General features: G+C 61.3%; 17 protein-coding genes. 13 read left to right on the top strand and 4 right to left on the bottom strand.

Annotated elements, in window-relative coordinates; all coding sequences use genetic code 11:
* Nucleotides 1-59 precede the first annotated feature (59 nt).
* From NDI87_RS00175 to NDI87_RS00140, 8 genes are all read left to right on the top strand, one after another.
* Entirely contained in the window at nt 60-800 is a 741-nt protein-coding gene (locus NDI87_RS00175) for an ABC transporter ATP-binding protein (protein WP_366028043.1), read from the top strand.
* Between the two features lie 7 nt (nt 801-807).
* Nucleotides 808-3,177, top strand: a complete 2,370-nt coding sequence (locus NDI87_RS00170) for an FtsX-like permease family protein (RefSeq protein ID WP_296272682.1) — start codon at nt 808-810, stop codon at nt 3,175-3,177.
* Nucleotides 3,174-4,394, top strand: a complete 1,221-nt coding sequence (locus tag NDI87_RS00165) for an HlyD family efflux transporter periplasmic adaptor subunit (protein WP_296272681.1) — start codon at nt 3,174-3,176, stop codon at nt 4,392-4,394. The genes NDI87_RS00170 and NDI87_RS00165 overlap by 4 nt, the downstream gene beginning before the upstream one ends.
* A 514-nt stretch (nt 4,395-4,908) precedes the next feature.
* Nucleotides 4,909-5,478, top strand: a complete 570-nt coding sequence (dcd, locus tag NDI87_RS00160; RefSeq protein WP_296272680.1) for a dCTP deaminase — start codon at nt 4,909-4,911, stop codon at nt 5,476-5,478.
* Between the two features lie 19 nt (nt 5,479-5,497).
* On the top strand, nt 5,498-6,373 hold the full coding sequence (locus NDI87_RS00155; protein WP_296272679.1) for a neutral zinc metallopeptidase: 876 nt from the start codon (nt 5,498-5,500) through the stop codon (nt 6,371-6,373).
* 149 nt (nt 6,374-6,522) lie between these two features.
* Complete coding sequence (locus NDI87_RS00150; RefSeq protein ID WP_296272678.1) at nt 6,523-7,950, top strand: DEAD/DEAH box helicase; 1,428 nt, start codon at nt 6,523-6,525, stop codon at nt 7,948-7,950.
* 54 nt (nt 7,951-8,004) lie between these two features.
* Complete coding sequence (locus NDI87_RS00145) at nt 8,005-8,256, top strand: type II toxin-antitoxin system Phd/YefM family antitoxin (protein ID WP_296272677.1); 252 nt, start codon at nt 8,005-8,007, stop codon at nt 8,254-8,256.
* Entirely contained in the window at nt 8,253-8,678 is a 426-nt protein-coding gene (locus tag NDI87_RS00140) for a type II toxin-antitoxin system VapC family toxin (RefSeq protein WP_296272676.1), read from the top strand. The genes NDI87_RS00145 and NDI87_RS00140 overlap by 4 nt, the downstream gene beginning before the upstream one ends.
* 12 nt (nt 8,679-8,690) lie before the next feature.
* Here NDI87_RS00140 and NDI87_RS00135 read toward each other — a convergent pair whose 3' ends face one another.
* Nucleotides 8,691-9,536 (bottom strand): symmetrical bis(5'-nucleosyl)-tetraphosphatase, encoded by an 846-nt coding sequence (locus NDI87_RS00135; protein WP_296272675.1) that lies wholly within the window; start codon nt 9,534-9,536, stop codon nt 8,691-8,693.
* 24 nt (nt 9,537-9,560) lie between these two features.
* On the opposite strand from NDI87_RS00135, the gene NDI87_RS00130 reads away from it, so the two are divergent.
* Nucleotides 9,561-10,868, top strand: a complete 1,308-nt coding sequence (locus NDI87_RS00130) for a hemolysin family protein (protein ID WP_296272674.1) — start codon at nt 9,561-9,563, stop codon at nt 10,866-10,868.
* Between the two features lie 73 nt (nt 10,869-10,941).
* Here the strand turns inward: NDI87_RS00130 and NDI87_RS00125 are convergent, their stop codons facing one another.
* Nucleotides 10,942-11,394, bottom strand: coding sequence for an isoprenylcysteine carboxylmethyltransferase family protein (locus NDI87_RS00125; protein WP_296272673.1), 453 nt, complete (start codon nt 11,392-11,394; stop codon nt 10,942-10,944).
* A gap of 76 nt (nt 11,395-11,470) precedes the next feature.
* Here NDI87_RS00125 and thpR point away from each other — a divergent pair, with 76 nt between their 5' ends.
* Entirely contained in the window at nt 11,471-12,007 is a 537-nt protein-coding gene (gene thpR / locus NDI87_RS00120; RefSeq protein WP_296272672.1) for an RNA 2',3'-cyclic phosphodiesterase, read from the top strand.
* 12 nt (nt 12,008-12,019) lie between these two features.
* Here the strand turns inward: thpR and NDI87_RS00115 are convergent, their stop codons facing one another.
* Complete coding sequence (locus NDI87_RS00115; RefSeq protein ID WP_296272670.1) at nt 12,020-13,258, bottom strand: cyclopropane-fatty-acyl-phospholipid synthase family protein; 1,239 nt, start codon at nt 13,256-13,258, stop codon at nt 12,020-12,022.
* 627 nt (nt 13,259-13,885) lie between these two features.
* On the opposite strand from NDI87_RS00115, the gene NDI87_RS00110 reads away from it, so the two are divergent.
* Both NDI87_RS00110 and NDI87_RS00105 read left to right on the top strand, forming a co-directional pair.
* Nucleotides 13,886-15,310: an FAD-binding oxidoreductase gene (locus NDI87_RS00110; protein WP_296272668.1), complete on the top strand. Its 1,425-nt coding sequence runs from the start codon at nt 13,886-13,888 to the stop codon at nt 15,308-15,310.
* Nucleotides 15,311-15,407: 97 nt separating this feature from the next.
* Nucleotides 15,408-16,190, top strand: a complete 783-nt coding sequence (locus tag NDI87_RS00105) for a DUF5602 domain-containing protein (protein ID WP_296272666.1) — start codon at nt 15,408-15,410, stop codon at nt 16,188-16,190.
* Between the two features lie 319 nt (nt 16,191-16,509).
* Here NDI87_RS00105 and NDI87_RS00100 read toward each other — a convergent pair whose 3' ends face one another.
* Nucleotides 16,510-16,704 (bottom strand): PLDc N-terminal domain-containing protein, encoded by a 195-nt coding sequence (locus NDI87_RS00100; protein WP_296272664.1) that lies wholly within the window; start codon nt 16,702-16,704, stop codon nt 16,510-16,512.
* 357 nt (nt 16,705-17,061) lie between these two features.
* Here NDI87_RS00100 and NDI87_RS00095 point away from each other — a divergent pair, with 357 nt between their 5' ends.
* Nucleotides 17,062-17,325: a DUF3144 domain-containing protein gene (locus tag NDI87_RS00095; protein ID WP_296272662.1), complete on the top strand. Its 264-nt coding sequence runs from the start codon at nt 17,062-17,064 to the stop codon at nt 17,323-17,325.
* The last annotated feature ends 52 nt before the right edge of the window (nt 17,326-17,377 follow it).

Here is a 17,377-nt window from a genome sequence, read left to right as displayed (position 1 = left end):
TTTGGTGAAAATTCAAGGTGTGCTGCATGGCGTAAGCGAATTTACACCCGGCGCAAAACATGATGGACATCTCAACTGCTGACCCTCAACTGGTTTTCATGGCCCGTGGTTTGACCAAGATTTATGGTGAGGGCGACACCGCCGTGCACGCCCTGCGCGGCGTGGACCTGGACATCGTGCGCGGCGAATTTGTGGTGCTGCTCGGCGCCTCGGGCAGCGGCAAGTCGACGCTGCTCAACATTCTGGGCGGCCTGGATTCGGCCACCAGCGGCTCGGCGCGCTGGACCCATGCCGGCGACACGCATGAACTCATTGGCGCCGACGATGCCGAGCTGACCAGTTACCGGCGCGAGCATGTGGGTTTTGTGTTTCAGTTCTACAACCTGATCCCCAGCCTGACCGCACGCGAAAACGTGGCGCTGGTGACCGATCTGGCCGACAACCCGATGCAACCCGAAGACGCGCTGGCTCTGGTGGGCCTGGGCGAGCGCAAGAACCACTTTGTGTCGCAGCTCTCGGGCGGCGAGCAGCAGCGTGTGGCCATTGCGCGTGCCATTGCCAAGCAGCCCGAGGTCTTGCTGTGCGACGAACCCACTGGGGCGCTCGATTGCGCCACCGGCGTCATGGTGTTGCAGGCCATCGAGCAGGTGAACCGCGAGCTCGGCACCACCACCATCGTCATTACCCACAACGCCCCCATTGCCGACATGGCCGACCGCGTGCTGCGGCTGGCCGACGGCCGCATTGTCGAGACCCGCGTCAATAGCCACAAGGTGGCGGCGTCCAGTCTGAACTGGTGAGCCTGCCATGAAAGCCATCCACATCAAGCTCTGGCGCGACCTGACGCGCCTGCGCGCGCAGGCGGCGACGATTGCGGTGGTGGTGGCGATTGGCGTGGCCGGTTTTGTCGGCATGTTCTCGGTGCATGAGTCGCTCAAGGGTTCGCGTGACGCGTTTTACCGTGACAACCGGCTGGCCGACGTGTTTGCCAATGTCAAGCGCGCGCCGGTGCAGCTGCACGAGCGGCTGGCCGCGCTCGACGGCGTGGCCGAGGTCAAGCTTGACGTGGTCTTTGACGCGCAGGTCGACTTGCCCGGCGTGGTGGTGCCGGTCACTGGGCGCTTCATCGGGCTTGATCTGGCGCGTGTGCATGCCAACCGGCAGGGCCTCAATGCACTCACGCTCAAGCGCGGACGATGGCCCGAGCACGACGGGACGCTGGAGGCGCTGGTCAGCGACCGCTTTGCCGCAGCGCGCAGCCTGAACCCCGGTGACACCGTGCACGCCATCCTCAACGGCAAACGTGAACGTGTGTTGCTGGTCGGCACGGTGGCCTCGCCCGAGTATGTGTTTGCTTCGCAAGGCGGTGCGCCGGATGACCAGCAGTTTGGCATCTGGTGGATCGACGCTGCTCGCATGACCGAAGCCTTTGACATGCAGGGCGCCTTCAATCAGGCGTCGCTGCGGCTGGATGCCGGTGTGGCGGTGGCGCCGGTGCTGGAACGCGTGGACCGGCTGCTCGAACCCTATGGCGCGATTGGCGCGGTGGGGCGCGACAGGCAGTTGTCATCCAAGATCGTGACCGACGAGCTGGCATCGCTCAAGGTGATGGGCACCGTGCTGCCGTCGATCTTTCTGGCGGTGGCGATGTTCATCCTCAACGTGGTGCTGAGCCGCCAGGTGGCCACGCAGCGCAGCCAGATTGCCGCCCTCAAGGCGCTGGGCTACAGCGACGGCGCCATCGCCTGGCACTACATCCAGCTGGCGTTTGCCATCGCCGGCCTGGGTGTGGCCGCCGGTCTGGCCTTGAGTGCGCTGATCGGGCAGGGCATGCTGGGCTTGTACGACGAGGTGTTCCGCTTTAACCAACTGGCCTATGTGACCAGTCCCTGGCTGATCGTGGCGTCGGCGCTGATCGCTGCCGTGGCCGCCGCCCTCGGCACCTGGACGGCGATCCGCGCCGTGGTGCGCCTGAGCCCGGCGCAGGCCATGCAACCCCCGTCGCCCCCAGCCTTCAAGCCGACGCTGATCGAGCGTCTGGGCTTCGCCCGCTACGTGAGCACCGGCGCGATGATGGTGATCCGCAATTTCGAGCGCCGCCCCTTGCGCGCCGCTTTCACCGTCACCGGCATTGCGCTGGCGGTGGCGCTGCAGATTTCGGGCGCCTTCTGGCTCGACGCCATTGCCCATATCGTCGATGTGCAATTCCGCCAGGTGCAGCAGGGCGATGTGCTGGTCAACTTTCACCGGCCGGTGCCGCTGGACGTGGTGCAAGACCTGCGGCGCCTGCCCGGCGTGATCGGCGCCGAGCCCTACCGAACCGAGCCGGTGCGCGTGCGTTTTGGCGGCCGCAGTGAAGACACTGCGCTCATGGGTTTTCGCGCCGGTGCGCGACTGATGCGCGTGGTCGACGAGCAACGCGGTGCGGTGGACATGCCGGCGCACGGCGTGGTGCTCTCGGCCATGCTGGCACGCGAACTCGGCGTGCGCGTGGGCGACCGCATCGCGCTTGAGTTCCGCCTGTGGAACCAGAGGCACACCGAGGTCGAGGTGGTCGATGTCGTGCAGACCATGTTTGGCAAGCTGCTCTACATGAACCTGGACGCGATGAACCGGCTGGCGCGCGATGGCGACGGCGTGGTCGATGCCGCGCTGCAGGTGGACTCGCAGGCCATGGGTGCTTTCTGGGCGGCGGTCAAGGGCGCACCGACCATCAGCGCGGTGTTCGACAAGGCCGGCTCGCTGGCCAATTTCAACAAGACCACCTCGCGCAACATGGGCGTGTTCAGCGGCATTCTGACGCTGTTTGCGGTGGCGATGGCGGTGGGCATTATCTACAACGCGGCGCGCATTTCGCTCTCGGAGCGCGCCTGGGAACTGGCAAGCCTGCGCGTGCTCGGCATGACGCGTGCCGAGGTCTCGGTGCTGCTGCTGGCCGAGCTTGGTGCCGAATTGCTGCTGGCTCTGCCTATCGGTTTGCTGGCGGGCTGGGGGCTGGCTTCGCTGATGATGCAGCTGATGTCATCCGACAGCATCGACTTCCCGGTCATCATCGAGCCGTCCACCTATGCCTCGGCGGCGCTGATTGTGCTGGCCGCAGGCATTGCCAGCGCGCTGCTGGTGCGCCGCAAGATTGACCAACTGGACCTGGTTGCTGTTTTAAAGGTACGAGAATGAACAATCAAACTCCCTGGAAAAAATACCAACGCTGGATTGGCGGGGCGCTGCTGCTGATGGCGGCGGCCGCGCTGGTCTATGCCGTTTACCGGCCGCGTCCGCTGCTGGTCGAAGTGGCTACCGTGACCACCGGCAGCTTTGAGCAGAGCATTGAAGAGGACGGCCGCTTGCGCCTGAAAAACCGCTATGTGATCACAGCCCCCACGCACGCCGAACTGATGCGCCCGACATTGAAAGTGGGCGACCGCGTGCGCGCCGGTGACGTGGTGGCGGCCCTGGTGCCGGTCGCGCCGCAAATGATCGATGCGCGCACGCGTACCGTATTGCAGCAGCGCGTGGGCAGCGCCGACGCTGCGCGCCGTGCCGCCGCAGCGCAGGTGCAGCAGGCGCAGACCGCACTGGCGCAGGCCATGCTGGAAGCCGAGCGGGCGGCCAAGCTGGCGCAGGACAACTTCATTTCCGCGTCGGCGCGCGACCAGGCGGTACTGGCCCGCCAGGCCGCGCAGCAGGCGCTCACGGCCGCGCGCGCCGAGCAGGGCATGGCCGACTTTGCTGTGGCCGAAGCGCGCGCCGCCCTGAGTCGCGCCGAGCCCGCAGCCGGCGGCAGCACCACGGGCCGTTGGGAACTCAAAAGCCCGGTCGACGGGCAGGTGCTCAAGCTGCACCTGGACAGCGCCGCCCCGGTCACCGCCGGCCAGCCGCTGCTCGACATCGGCAACACCGCCGCCATGGAGGCGGTCATCGACGTGCTGTCCGGCGAGGTGCGTCAAATCCAGCCGGGCGCGCCGGTGCAACTCTCGCTGGGCAGCGGCGCAGCGCCCATTCCCGGCCAGGTCACACGCATCGAACCCGTGGCCTTCACCAAGGTGTCGGCCCTGGGCATCGAGGAGCAGCGCGTCAATGTCATTGTGAGCCTGGAGGCCGCTGCCCCCGAGGCGCAGCGCCTCGGCGATGGTTTTCGCATCGATGCCCGCATCACGTTGTTCAAGCAGGCCAAGGCCTTGCTGGTGCCCACCGCGGCGCTGGTGCGTGACGGCGAGCAATGGCGGGTCTTTGTGGTGGAAGCCGGGCGCGCCCGCGCCAGGGCGGTGCAGATCAAGGACCGAAATTCTGACGTGGCCTGGCTCAATGAGGGCCTGCGCGAGGGCGACACCGTGCTGCTTTACCCGGGCAGCATGATTGCCGATGGCCAAGCGGTGCGGGTGCGCCAACCTTGATTCATTTTGAACGTTCGCAGCGCCAGCCACGTCGGGCCATGCCGGGGACCTCATACTGTCACACGCCCAGAAATCGGTCCCCGGCATGGCCCGACATGGCCGGTGAGGGTGGTGATGCACCAGCACTTACTGGCATGGCAGCCAAGCCACTGCGAGAAAAAGAAACGCGCCGTCATTGCGAGGAGCATAGCGACGTGGCAGTCCATGCATCCGGAAGTCATGGATTGCCTCGCTGCGCTCAATGACGGCGTTCTTTCGCATTAAATCAGCAGAAGTCGGAAACCTTTGGGTATTCACTTGCCAGCAAATCACTTCTCTGTGTCTCAGCAGGTCATGGCTTGGGGTGGTAGCCGATTGCTGGGCGTGTGACAGTATGAGGCTGCCGCCCCAAGCCATGACCTGCCGCACGCCGCCGCCGTTCGAAAATCAAGAGCCTGTCTTTCCGGGTTTTCGCACGCCCCTGAATCAGCGAACGCGTTGCTTACAATCAGATCAACCCCAGGAGTTGACCCCAATGACGATCAAAAGCGATAAATGGATCCGCCGCATGGCCGAGCAACACGGCATGATCGAGCCCTTCGAACCCGGCCAGATCCGCCAGGATGCGGCTGGCAACAAGATTGTCAGCTACGGCACCAGCAGTTATGGCTACGACATCCGCTGCGCGCCTGAATTCAAGGTCTTCACCAACATCCACAGCACGGTGGTCGACCCCAAGAACTTTGACGAAAAAAGCTTTGTCGACTTCAACAGCGACGTCTGCATCATCCCGCCCAACAGCTTTGCCCTGGCCCGCACGGTCGAGTATTTCCGCATTCCGCGCAACGTGCTCACCATCTGTCTGGGCAAGAGCACCTACGCGCGCTGCGGCATCATCGTCAACGTGACCCCATTCGAACCCGAATGGGAAGGCTACGTCACGCTCGAATTCTCCAACACCACGCCGCTGCCCGCCAAAATCTATGCTGGCGAAGGCTGCGCCCAGGTGCTGTTTTTCGAGAGCGACGAAGAGTGCGAGACCAGCTACAAGGACCGCGGCGGCAAGTACCAGGGCCAGCGCGGCGTGACCCTGCCCAAGGCCTGATCCCCATGGGAGCAGCACCATGAAATGGGGCGGCAACCGTCAATCTGACAATGTCGAAGATCGCCGGGGCAGTGGCGGCTCGTCAGGTGGCGGTGGCTTTGGCGGACGCCGACTTGGACTGGGTTCGGTGGTCATCGCGCTCGTGGTGTCCTATTTCCTCGGGATCAACCCGATGACGGTTCTGAATCTGCTCAGCGGCGGCAGCCCGGCACCGCAGAGCTCATCGGCACCAGCGCAGAAACCCCCGGCAGATGACCAGATGGCAGCCTTTGTTTCCACGGTGCTGGCCGATACGGAGGACGTTTGGAAAGCCGTGTTCACCCAGGGTGGGGCAACTTACAAGGAGCCCAAACTGGTGCTGTTTCGCGGCGCGACGTCCACCGCCTGCGGGCAGGGTCAGGCGGCGATGGGGCCGTTTTACTGCCCGGCTGACCAGAACGTTTACATCGACCTTGACTTTTACGAGACCCTGAAAAACCAGTTGGGCGCGCCCGGCGATTTTGCCCAGGCCTATGTGATCGCCCATGAGGTGGGCCACCATGTGCAAAACCTGATGGGAATTACCAGCAAAATGGAGCAGATGCGTGGCCGTGTCAGCCAGACCGACTACAACGCCCTGAGCGTGCGTCTGGAATTGCAGGCCGATTGTTTTTCGGGGGTCTGGGCCAACCACGCGCAGGCGGCACGCCAGTTGCTGGAGCAGGGCGATGTGGAAGAAGCCATGAACGCCGCCGCCCGCATTGGCGACGACGCGCTGCAGCGCTCCCGTGACGGCCAGGTGGTGCCCGACAGCTTCACCCATGGCACCAGTGCGCAGCGCCAGCGCTGGTTCGACCAGGGCCTTAAAAACGGCAGCGTCAAGGGTTGCGATACCTTCGCTGCGCGCGAACTGTGAGCGTTGTAGGATAATACGGTTTCTTCTTAAGAAAATTGCCCCGATTCCCGGGCATCACCAGCTATCGGATTGATAGCAATTGAACCTGAGCTTCAATGACCGAACTGACTCCTGCGAACGCAAACGAATTAACTTCCGACACCCCCATCATGGCCTTTGCCCAGCTGCAACTGGCCGACCCTTTGGCCCGCGCTGTGGCCGAAATGGGTTACGAGACCATGACCCCGATCCAGGCCCAGGCCATCCCCGTGGTGCTACAGGGCCGTGACGTGATGGGTGCGGCCCAGACCGGCACCGGTAAAACAGCCGCCTTTGCCCTGCCACTGATGCAGCGCATGCTCAAGCACGAAAACGCTTCCACGTCGCCTGCGCGCCACCCGGTGCGCGCCCTGGTGCTGCTGCCCACGCGTGAGCTGGCCGTGCAGGTGGCCGAGCAGGTTGAGCTCTATGGAAAATACACCAATTTGCGCAGTGCTGTGGTGTTTGGCGGCATGGACATGAAGCCGCAAACCATCGAACTCAAAAAAGGGGTCGAAGTGCTGGTGGCCACGCCGGGTCGCCTGCTGGACCACATTGAAGCCAAGAACTGCGTGCTCAACCAGGTCGAATACGTGGTGCTCGACGAGGCCGACCGGATGCTCGACATCGGCTTTCTGCCCGACCTGCAACGCATCCTTAGCTACCTGCCCAAACAGCGCACCACACTGCTGTTTTCGGCCACCTTCTCGCCGGAAATCAAGCGTCTGGCCAGCAGCTACCTGCAAGACCCGGTCACCATCGAGGTGGCGCGCTCCAACGCCGCCGCTTCTACCGTCGAGCAACATTTTTACAGCGTCGAGGGTGAGGACAAGCGCCACGCCCTGCACCAGATCCTGCGCCAGCGCGGCATCAAGCAGGCCTTCGTTTTTGTCAACAGCAAGCTCGGTTGTGCGCGACTGGCGCGCTCCCTGGAGCACGAAGGCCTCAAAACCACCGCGTTGCATGGCGACAAGAGCCAGGAAGAACGCCTGAAGGCACTTGAGTCCTTCAAGAGCGGTGGCGTCGACCTGCTGGTCTGTACCGACGTGGCCGCGCGCGGGCTCGACATCAAGGACGTGCCCGCCGTGTTCAACTTCGACATCCCGTTCCACGCCGAAGACTACGTGCACCGCATTGGCCGCACTGGCCGCGCGGGAGCAGAAGGGCTGGCCGTCACGTTTGTTTCCAAGAGCGACCAGCGCCTGGTGACCGACATCGAGAAGCTGCTCAAGACCAAGATCGAGCTCGAAGGCATCGAGTTCGAAGAAAACCTGCCCGACATCCGCAAGCAGGGCCATATCAATGATGGCCGCCGGCTCTATCGCGAAGACGGCAGCGACCAGCGCCGCCCCGAAGACTTTGCCCGGGGTTCGCGCGCTGAGCCCCGGCGCAGCCGCCCCGTGCCACAAGACCCGTTCTTTGAAAAACCGTACGAACCCTCGTTGCCGCCAGAAGCCGCACCCGCTTGGGAAGCCGCTGCTGCGCGCCCGGGTGTGCGCACCATTTCCAGCAACATCAAGCCCAAGCGCAAGGTCGCCGCGCTATTCCAGCCCGCCTGATTTTTGCCAATCGGTTATATTCTGACCATTATGGTCAGAATATTGGAGGACGGCATGCAAAGTTGGCAACTGCAAACGGCAAAAGCGCGCTTTTCTGATGTGCTTAAAAGCGCAAAGCAAGACGGTCCGCAAGACATCACGGTGCATGGAAAATCGGTGGCGGTGGTGGTCTCACGCGAATTGTTTGATCGGCTCAGCGGCAACTCGCAGTCCTTGGTCGAATTCATGCAGCGTTCACCCTTGTATGGCCTGGATGACCTGACTTTCGAGCGCGTCCAAAGTCTGACGCGTGAGATCAACCTATGAGCTATCTGCTCGACACCAACGCCATTTCTGAACTACGTCGCAAGCAGCCGGACGCCAAGGTGGTGACCTGGTTTTCAGCACGTACTGCGCAATCGCTTTTTCTGAGTGTGCTCACTTTGGGTGAAATTCGCAAAGGCATAGAAACGCTAAGCACTGGCAGCGTCGATGCCAGAAGGCGACAGGCTTTGAATGACTGGCTTGAGGTCGACCTGCCCACCTTTTTTCTTGGTCGGATACTGAGCGTCGATTTGCCAGTGGTTGACCGATGGGGCTATTTGCAAGCCCAAGCCCGTCGCCCGCTGCCGGCCATCGACAGTTTGCTGGCGGCCACGGCCTTGCATCACAATCTGACGCTGGTCACCCGCAATGTGCGTGACTTTGAAGGCTTTGGCTTGAATGTCATCAATCCGTGGCAAGCCTGAAAAAATAAGCGATCAATCCCCCGGTTTTTGCGCCTGCTCGCACTTCACCTGGATCAACTCATGCGCTGGCGTGCCGGTGTCCAGTTTCAGGGCGCTCAGGTGCCCGCCCCAGACACAACCGGAATCCAGCGCGAACAGATCGTCGCGGCCCAGCCAGCCCAGGGTTGACCAGTGGCCAAACACCACCGTGACATCGCGGGTCTTGCGCCCCGGTACCTCGTACCAGGGCAGGTAACCGGCAGGGGCCGCGTGGGCGCCGTCACTGGTCTCGAATTCCATCACCCCCTCGGCGGTGCAAAAGCGCAGCCGCGTCAAGGCATTCACAATCATTCGCAAGCGGTCGATACCCTGCAATGCATCGTCCCACTGGTTCGGGCTGTCGCCATACATCTGATGCAAAAAGTCGCCCAAGTCGGGGCCACGCAACACCGCTTCAAACTCCCCCGCCAGCGCCAGGGCCTGGCTGGCGGTCCAGCCTGGCAGCACGCCGGCGTGCACCATCAGGACCGACTGGTGTTGCTGCTCCAGCAAAAAAGCCATGTGCTGCTGGCGCAGCCAGGCCAGCATGGCCTCGCGGTCGGGTGCGTCCAGCACGTTGCCCAGCGTGTCCTTGCGGCTCGGTCGGCGCGCGCCCACGCTGGCCGCCAGCAAATGCAGGTCGTGGTTGCCGAGCAGGCATTGCGCCGAGGCGCCAAAACCCATCAGTCTGCGTAGCACACCCGCCGAATCGGGGCCACGGTTGACCAGATCACCCAAAAAGTAGAGTGTGTCGCGGCTGGGCGAGAAAGAAATTTTGTTTAATAGACGTTGTAAGGCGCTGTTGCAGCCCTGCACGTCGCCAATCATGTAAAGTGCCATGGTGTTCATTGTCGTTTGTGATGCATGGAAATTTTGCTGATTATTTTTTTGACGCTGCTCAATGGTGTCTTTGCCATGTCCGAGCTGGCGCTGGCCGCCAGTCGCAAGTCGCGGCTCAACGCCATGACCGAAGCAGGCGACAAGGGCGCTCAGGCGGCGCTGACGCTGCTGGACAACCCCAACCAGTTTTTATCGACCGTGCAGGTGGGCATTACCTCGATTGGTGTGCTCAACGGCATCGTTGGCGAGGCTGCCTTCAGTGCCGGGCTAGCCGCCTGGCTGCAAGGCTGGGGCATGGCCGACAAGGCTGCGGCCATTGCCGCCACGGCACTGGTGGTGACCATCATCACCTATATCACCATCATTTTTGGCGAACTGGTGCCCAAACGCATCGGTCAGTTGCACCCCGAGGCGGTGTCGCGCTGGGTGTCGCGGCCCATGTTGTGGCTGGCGCGCGCCGCCGGGCCGTTTGTCAAATTGCTCTCGGGCTCGACCGCCGCCATGTTGAAGCTGCTGCGTATCGACACCAACGCGGTGCGTGCCATGACCGAGGAAGAAATTTCTGCCAGTCTGGAGGAAGGTGTGGACGCCGGTGTGATTGAAGAACACGAGCACCAGATGGTGCAAAACGTGTTTGGCCTCGATGACCGGCAATTGACCTCGCTGATGGTGCCGCGCGCCGAAGTCGACTGGCTTGATGCCGGTATCAGTGTGGCGCAAGGTCTGCAAAAAGTGGGGACCGATGGTGCCCAACGCGCCCATTCCTGGTACCCGGTGTGCCGCGGCTCGATGGACGATGTGGTGGGCAAGATCAGCGTGGCCCACATGCTGGCGCTGGGGGGTGATGCGCCGGGCACGCTCGAAGACTACGTGACCACGGCCGTGTTTGTGCCCGAAACCCTCAGCGGCATGGCCTTGCTGGAGCAGTTCCGTGCCAAGGTCGGCCGCCTGGTGCTGGTGGTGGACGAATACGGCGTGGTGCAGGGCCTGCTCACCCCCCATGACCTGCTGGAAGCCATCACCGGCGAGCTGCAGCCGAGCGCCAAAACCGAGGCCTGGGCGGTGCAGCGCGATGACGGCAGCTGGCTGCTCGACGGCATGATGCCGGTCAGCGAACTCAAGGCCAGGCTCGACATGGATGAGCTGCCGCTGGAAGAACGTGGCCGCTACAACACGCTGGCCGGATTGTTGATGGCGGTGAGCGGCCACATGCCGGTGACCGGCGAGAAAATTAGCTGCGAAGACTGGTTGTTCGAGGTGGTGGACCTGGACGGCAAGCGGGTCGACAAGGTGCTGGCCACCCGTGTGCCCGACTCCGGCCAGGAGGTGTGACCAGTTTGGCTCAGGCTTTGCCGCTCATGCGGCAGGCCAGCAGTTTGGCGGCAATGAACATGGCTGGACCGTCTTATAAAAGAAACGGAATAAAGCGGCGGGTACGCGCCATGTAGTGCACATAGGACGGATGCAACGCCGTCATCCAGCGTTCTTCCAGCCGCGCCTTGAACAGCAGCACCAGCGACAAAACGCCCCAGAGCAGCCAGGCCAGCACGGAACCCAGCGCCAGGGCACAGGCCAGGCCCAGCAAACTCACGGCCGTGTACATGGGGTGTCGGATCCAGCGGTAGGGGCCATGCGCGACCAGCTTGCCGTCGGTGCGCGGGGCCGGGTGGATGTTGAAGTTGCCGGGCCGGTTGGCCAGCAACGCCGACAAGCCGACCACCCCGCTCAAGCCAATGGTCAGCCATGTCCAAGGCTGAAAGGGTTGCTGCATGAGCTTTGGGGCTGCCAACAGGACGAGTGCCCCCAGCGCGCCAAACTGAAGCGCCACAAGCAGGCTGCCAAGGGTGTGAGGTTTCATGTGTGTGCGCCAGGTTGAGTGGATGCTTCGGTTGAAATGCGAATGCTGCTACTGTAATGTCCCTGCATGATCAGAATTGAACCATGAACACCGGCAAACCCCCTGTCGTCCGAACCCAGCGACTTTTTTTGCGCTCTGGCCTGATGATGCCACCCGCGGGCAACTGGCCGCGCATGCCAACCAATGGATCTGGCCGTCGGGCTGTGCCCGATACGCAGCGGCGGACTGGCATGCCACCCTGCATTTCATCGGCGATGTGGCCACTGACAAAGCAGAAGCGATTGCCGCCTGCGCTGTGGTGCCGTTCCGGCCCTTCGAACTGGTATTGGACCAGCCAAGGCTCTGGCCCCACGGCCTGGCGGTGCTGTGCGCGGCGGAAGTGCCCGTGGCCCTGCGCGCTTTGCATGAGCGGCTGGGGCAGGCGCTGCGCGGGCTTGATCTGGCGCTCGATCCCCGGCCCTATGTGCCCCATGTCACGCTGGCGCGCCATGCCGCTGCGGCGATTGCGCCCGCAGTATTGGCACCCGTGCGGTGGTCGGTGCGGGACTTTACGCTGGTGCTCTCGACCGGGCTCAAGGCGCCGCGCTACCGGGTGATTCGGCAGTACCAATGACGACTTGATGCCTCAGGTGTACATGTAGGCGCGTGACCAGGGCGTCGGGTTCAGCTCTGCGCAGGTGCCGGCCTTGCACGCCAGCACCTGGTAGAGCGACACCCAGTTTTGTGAAAACGCATGGGCGCAGCCCGCCAGGTAAATGCGCCAGACCCGGTAGGTGGTCTCGCTCACCAGCGCGTGAATGGCTTCCTGCTGGCGCTCATAGTTGTCCGACCAGCACGCCAGCGTGCGCGCGTAATGGCGGCGCAGGCACTCCACGTCGAGCGCCTCCAGTCCAGCGCTCTGCATGTCCTTGAGCGCCAGGCTGATGTGTGGCAGCTCGCCGTTCGGAAAGACATATTTCTCGATGAAATTAGCGGCCCCCAGCGGGGCGGCACCGCTGCCCGGGTCGGTGGAGGTGATGCCGTGGTTCAGCACCAGGCCGCCGTCTTTCAGCAGGGCGTTGATCTTGCCGAAATAGGCCTCCAGGTGGTTCAGGCCCACATGCTCGAACATGCCGATCGAGGTGATCTTGTCAAATTGGCCGTCGCCCGGCTCGATGTCACGGTAGTCCTGCAGCCGGATCTCGACCTGGTCTGCCAGACCCGCCTGCGCGACACGCACACACGCCAGGGTGTACTGGTTTTTCGACAGGGTGACACCGAGCACCCGGGCGCCGTATTTTTGCGCGGCACGTATCGCCAGCGCGCCCCAGCCGCAGCCGATGTCGAGCAGGCGCTCGCCCGGCTTGAGCATGAGCTTGCGCAGGATGTGGTCGAGCTTGGCGGTTTGTGCCGCTTCCAGCGACTCGGTCCGGGTCGGAAAGTAGGCGCAGGAATAAACCATGTCATCGCCCAGCCACAAGCGGTAGAAGTCGTTGGAGATATCGTAATGGTGCTCGATGGCGTGCGTGTCCGTGCCCCGGTCATGGTGCAGGGCGCTGAACAGGCGGCCAAACCGGCCGCGCATGGGCACCCCATGTTGTGCCAGGCTGGTGGCGGCTTCCACAATGTCGGCGGCCTGCCCCAGCACGTCGAAGTGGCCGTTGACGTAGCCCTCGGCCAGGTTGTCCAGGCTGGGCGGCACAAAATACCGCAGCGCGCCCGGACTCAGCACCTTGACCGTCACCGTGGGCTGCGGCCCCAGATCATGTTGCATGCCGTTCCAGAGCGTCAGGCGCAAGGGAATCTCTGACACAGGCGTCAGCCTTCCCAGGTCATGAGTGAGCCGGTGGTGCTCGGTGCCCAAGGGATCGGCGTGGGCGTCCATCAAACCCGCTTCAAGGTCGCAGCGATCAGCGCCAGAATAAGTTCATGCTGTTTCATGGTGGCTCCTGCTCGGCGGCATGGTGTTGTACCAATGCCTTGGCCCTGGATGCTAGAGCGCTCAGATTCACCCTGCTTGAGAATTGTCATTCGAGTCTCAACCTTGCTGCCGGCGGGTTCGCAGGCAGTTGCCAGTGCGGGGCGGTTTCGGGGCCGGTCTCGTTCATGGGCGTCTGGGAAACCGCCAATACCGTGCCCGAATCCAACAATGTGCGCCTGGGAGGAAGGCGCGTCCACACCAAGCCGACCAGTACGCTGATATCAGGCGGCCCAGTGATCCATCCAAGGACACAAAAACCATGCTGCCGTATGGGCTGTTGCTACTGCGTTTGACTGAGCCAGAAATTGGGCGTAGCGTCCTCCCACCGTGTCGCCTAACGGACCAGGCGACCCCACAGCGGGCCGGCTCGAATCGCAATCATCGATGCTCCACCCCAAAAGCTTGCAGCGTACGCGATGCTGCGTATAGCGCTACGTGTCCAAGCAGCTTAGATTGAGCACGTTATCCGTAGAGAGGCAAACGAGGCACCCAAGCGGGAGCCTTTTTGATCAACGAATTGGAGGCTACATCATGAACAGCGTAAAAGCAATCGGACTGACGGGAGACCACATCACATTGGATGGCGCCTCCCTGGAAAAGTTGAAATCATCTTTACGGGGTGCGCTACTCTTTCCCGGCGACGAGGGCTACGACAAGTCGCGCACGGTCTGGAACGCCATGATTGACCGCAAACCAGCATTGGTGGTGCGGTGTGCCGGCGTGGCCGACATCCGTCAGGCGGTCACGTTTGCGCATACCCATCGCCTTCTGACGGCTGTCAAGGGTGGCGGACACAATATTGCCGGCAATGCCGTGTGCGAGGGCGGCTTGCTCATTGATCTATCGAATATGCGCACGGTAGCGATCGACCCGATTGCGGCGGTGGCCCATGTAGAGCCGGGCGCGACACTCGGCGATTTTGACCATGAATGCCAGGCGTTTGGATTGGCCACTCCCGTTGGCATCAACTCGACCACGGGCATTGCAGGACTCACGCTTGGCGGTGGATTCGGATGGCTTTCCCGAAAGTACGGGATGACCGTAGACAATCTGCTTGCCGCCGATGTGATCACCGCCGATGGGCTCCTGATACGGGCCAACGAGAAAGAGCACGCCGATCTCTTTTGGGCGATTCGCGGCGGTAGCGGCAACTTTGGTGTCGTCAGCAGATTTGAGTTCAAGCTTCACCCGGTTGGACCCGAAGTTCTGTGCGGGATGATCGTCTATCCGCTCAAGGATGCAGCGCAGGCGTTGAAACAATTCCGCGACTATGTGAAGAAACTTGGAGAGGACACCAACGTCTGGACCGTGCTACGCAAGGCACCGCCCTTGCCGTTCCTGCCACCAGAGGTGCACGGGACCGAGATCATCGCCTTTTGTTTGTTCCATGCCGGCGATCCAGACGAAGGACGAAAAGCGATAGAACCTTTGCGCAAACTTGGCACGGTGCTCGGCGAATTTACCGCCATGATGCCCTACACGGCCTGGCAACAAACGTTTGACCCACTGCTGACACCTGGTGCCCGCAATTATTGGAAATCGCACAATTTCGTCGAGCTGAGCGACGGTGCCATCGACGTGGCTGTGAAATATGTCCAAAGCCTGCCTTCACCTCACTGTGAGATTTTCTTCGGCCTGATCGGTGGTGCCACGACCCGCCCAAGACCCGATGCGACTGCCTATTCGCATCGCGATGCAATCTATGTATGCAACGTTCATGGCCGCTGGGAGACAGCGGCCGAAGACCAGAAATGTACTGACTGGGCACGCGGATTCTTCAAGGAGGCTGCGCCCCATGCAACAGGTGGCGTGTACGTCAATTTTCTGACCGACGACGAACCCGAGCGCGTCAAGAGCGCCTACGGCCCAGGATATGACCGTCTGGTCGCAGTGAAGAATAGATATGACCCGGGCAATCTGTTCCGCGTGAATCAGAACATCCGTCCAAGCCAATAACACTAAAAACGGCAGTTAGCCGGCCAATCAGCGACTCCACAACCCGTGCAGAAGCCGCCGCCATGACAACGTTGAACGAAACGCAAGGAGTGAAATCATGAGCATGAAAAGTCAATCAACCCAACACAAGCTCTATCGGCTGGTTGCGTTACTGGCAGCTGCGCTGGCCACCGGATCAGCCCTCGGCCAGGCACACAGTTACGAGGGCAAGCCCGTCTCCATGGGTAACGGGTCAGCACATGTGCTGGTTCGCACCGACGCCAACGAGAAGCTGACGGCCATAGGCATCGTCTTGACTCCTGGCGCTCTGAACGATCTGCCAAAGTCGGCCCGGGGCGCCAGAACGGATACTGCTTATCATTTGCAGATGCCTGGCAAAGGTCCAAAAACGGCGATTGATCACGTCATGATCAACTGGGAGCCAGTCGGTCACCCACCACCCCATGTGTACGACGTGCCACATTTCGACTTCCACTTTTATCTGGTCAGCCGCGCCGCCCAGGAAAAAGTCCGCTTCCGCAATGACGCTGAATCTGGCCAACCGCAACAACAGGCACCCGCTGAATTGCTGCCGCAAGGCTACGTTATCCCACCCGGAACCGCAGTACCCAGGATGGGTGTCCACGCCATCAACGTGTCGTCCGGCGAACATCACGGACAGCCATTCACGGCAACCTTCATCTATGGTTACTACAACCGGCAACAAACTTTTCTTGAGCCTATGGTGACGCTTGACTACCTGTTGTCAAAGCCTTCATTCTCGACGGCCATTGCCCGACCGGGCCGCTACTCCAAGCCTGGTGTCTATCCGGGTGCTTACAGCGTGAAATATGTTGCCAGCAGCGACGTTTACGAAGTGTTGCTGGAGGACTTTAAGTGAGTCAAGGCTGAAAGTGGTTTATCGCTATGCGCAACGGTCCTCACATTATTGGACGGCCTATTCTTAAAAAGCAACCAAGATATGATCGGTCAGCTCGTGCCAATAAAGCTATTGACTACCCAAAAAATAGGGAGCAGAATTTCACCGTGACCGAGTCTTTATCCTCGGTGAAGGAGCCTCATACATGACCATGGACCACACTTACGCTCACATCTGAATGACGGTTTACCGTCAAGACGCTTCCCATACTTGAGGAAGCACCTGGAAGGGGTGGGGTTCGTTATGAGCCCCACCCCTTCTTATTGTGGCTATCTTCCCGCTAGCCTGACCTGCCGTTGCGCGGCCCAAGGAAGTACCACAACAGCAGACCCAGAACGGGCAGCAACACGACGGCGATGATCCAGATCAATTTTTTTTCGTTGGATACCGAGCTTTGGAAAATGTTGAGAATGGCCCAAATGTCCCCAGCGAGCACCAGCACGCCAATGAGTCCGTTGTATCCAAAGTTCATCATTTCAGGTTCCTTTTGCTTGCGGTCGAAGTCGTCAATGCGTGAGCATCATGCAATATAGCTTGAATAACTGACCCGGGCAACAGTGCGTGCATTGAGCAGATAGGGCCCCGCCATATTCACAGATGCGTCATGAGGCGGATTTATGGAAATGTACCTTGACGTTGTGAGGTAAAAAGTGGTTGATCAGCTCTGGTTACTGGCGTATTTTTAGCCCATCTTCATCGATGCCGACTCGGAAACCACTTCGCCACCTCGATACTTTAATCTCCTTGGGGAAAGATCAAATCCCAAGTGAAGGTTGAGCAAATGTGGCCGCGCTATAGTGCACCAAGCAACGACAGGTAACGAAAGACCACCATGGCATACCCACCAGAATTCCTCAAGCTTGTAGACAAGTTCATCGATCTCGCCAACCAGTTGGCCGAGGGTGGTCAGGATGGTGAAGTCAGCGCCGCCATACTGTTTGCCGCTGGCCGTTACAACGCCTTCAATTTTCTGTCCAACAATGGTGCTGAGGACGATCAGGAAAGGGCCGTTGACTTTTACGTTTCGGAGTACCGCAAGGCAGTTATTTCAAACCTGCAGGGGGTTGTCGGTCCTGTGGTGAAGCCGCAGGGGTAAGCGCCATGAATCCGGCCAAAGTTGAACGTGACCAAGTGCATCGGCTGTCTTG

Origin of the sequence: Rhodoferax sp., assembly GCF_023701345.1 — a bacterium.
Classification (GTDB): Bacteria; Pseudomonadota; Gammaproteobacteria; order Burkholderiales; family Burkholderiaceae_C; genus Rhodoferax.
The sequence above is the reverse complement of the archived record's forward strand: the minus strand, read 5'-3'. Positions and strand labels throughout refer to the sequence as shown.

What these genes read in the sequence shown, in the direction of transcription:
- NDI87_RS00175 (WP_366028043.1), top strand. Translation starts at nt 60, where the DNA reads ATGATGGACATCTCAACTGCTGACCCTCAACTGGTTTTCATGGCCCGT.
- NDI87_RS00170 (WP_296272682.1), top strand. Translation starts at nt 808, where the DNA reads ATGAAAGCCATCCACATCAAGCTCTGGCGCGACCTGACGCGCCTGCGC.
- NDI87_RS00165 (WP_296272681.1), top strand. Translation starts at nt 3,174, where the DNA reads ATGAACAATCAAACTCCCTGGAAAAAATACCAACGCTGGATTGGCGGG.
- dcd (WP_296272680.1), top strand. Translation starts at nt 4,909, where the DNA reads ATGACGATCAAAAGCGATAAATGGATCCGCCGCATGGCCGAGCAACAC.
- NDI87_RS00155 (WP_296272679.1), top strand. Translation starts at nt 5,498, where the DNA reads ATGAAATGGGGCGGCAACCGTCAATCTGACAATGTCGAAGATCGCCGG.
- NDI87_RS00150 (WP_296272678.1), top strand. Translation starts at nt 6,523, where the DNA reads ATGGCCTTTGCCCAGCTGCAACTGGCCGACCCTTTGGCCCGCGCTGTG.
- NDI87_RS00145 (WP_296272677.1), top strand. Translation starts at nt 8,005, where the DNA reads ATGCAAAGTTGGCAACTGCAAACGGCAAAAGCGCGCTTTTCTGATGTG.
- NDI87_RS00140 (WP_296272676.1), top strand. Translation starts at nt 8,253, where the DNA reads ATGAGCTATCTGCTCGACACCAACGCCATTTCTGAACTACGTCGCAAG.
- NDI87_RS00135 (WP_296272675.1), bottom strand. Translation starts at nt 9,536, where the DNA reads ATGGCACTTTACATGATTGGCGACGTGCAGGGCTGCAACAGCGCCTTA.
- NDI87_RS00130 (WP_296272674.1), top strand. Translation starts at nt 9,561, where the DNA reads ATGGAAATTTTGCTGATTATTTTTTTGACGCTGCTCAATGGTGTCTTT.
- NDI87_RS00125 (WP_296272673.1), bottom strand. Translation starts at nt 11,394, where the DNA reads ATGAAACCTCACACCCTTGGCAGCCTGCTTGTGGCGCTTCAGTTTGGC.
- NDI87_RS00115 (WP_296272670.1), bottom strand. Translation starts at nt 13,258, where the DNA reads ATGGACGCCCACGCCGATCCCTTGGGCACCGAGCACCACCGGCTCACT.
- NDI87_RS00110 (WP_296272668.1), top strand. Translation starts at nt 13,886, where the DNA reads ATGAACAGCGTAAAAGCAATCGGACTGACGGGAGACCACATCACATTG.
- NDI87_RS00105 (WP_296272666.1), top strand. Translation starts at nt 15,408, where the DNA reads ATGAGCATGAAAAGTCAATCAACCCAACACAAGCTCTATCGGCTGGTT.
- NDI87_RS00100 (WP_296272664.1), bottom strand. Translation starts at nt 16,704, where the DNA reads ATGATGAACTTTGGATACAACGGACTCATTGGCGTGCTGGTGCTCGCT.
- NDI87_RS00095 (WP_296272662.1), top strand. Translation starts at nt 17,062, where the DNA reads ATGGCATACCCACCAGAATTCCTCAAGCTTGTAGACAAGTTCATCGAT.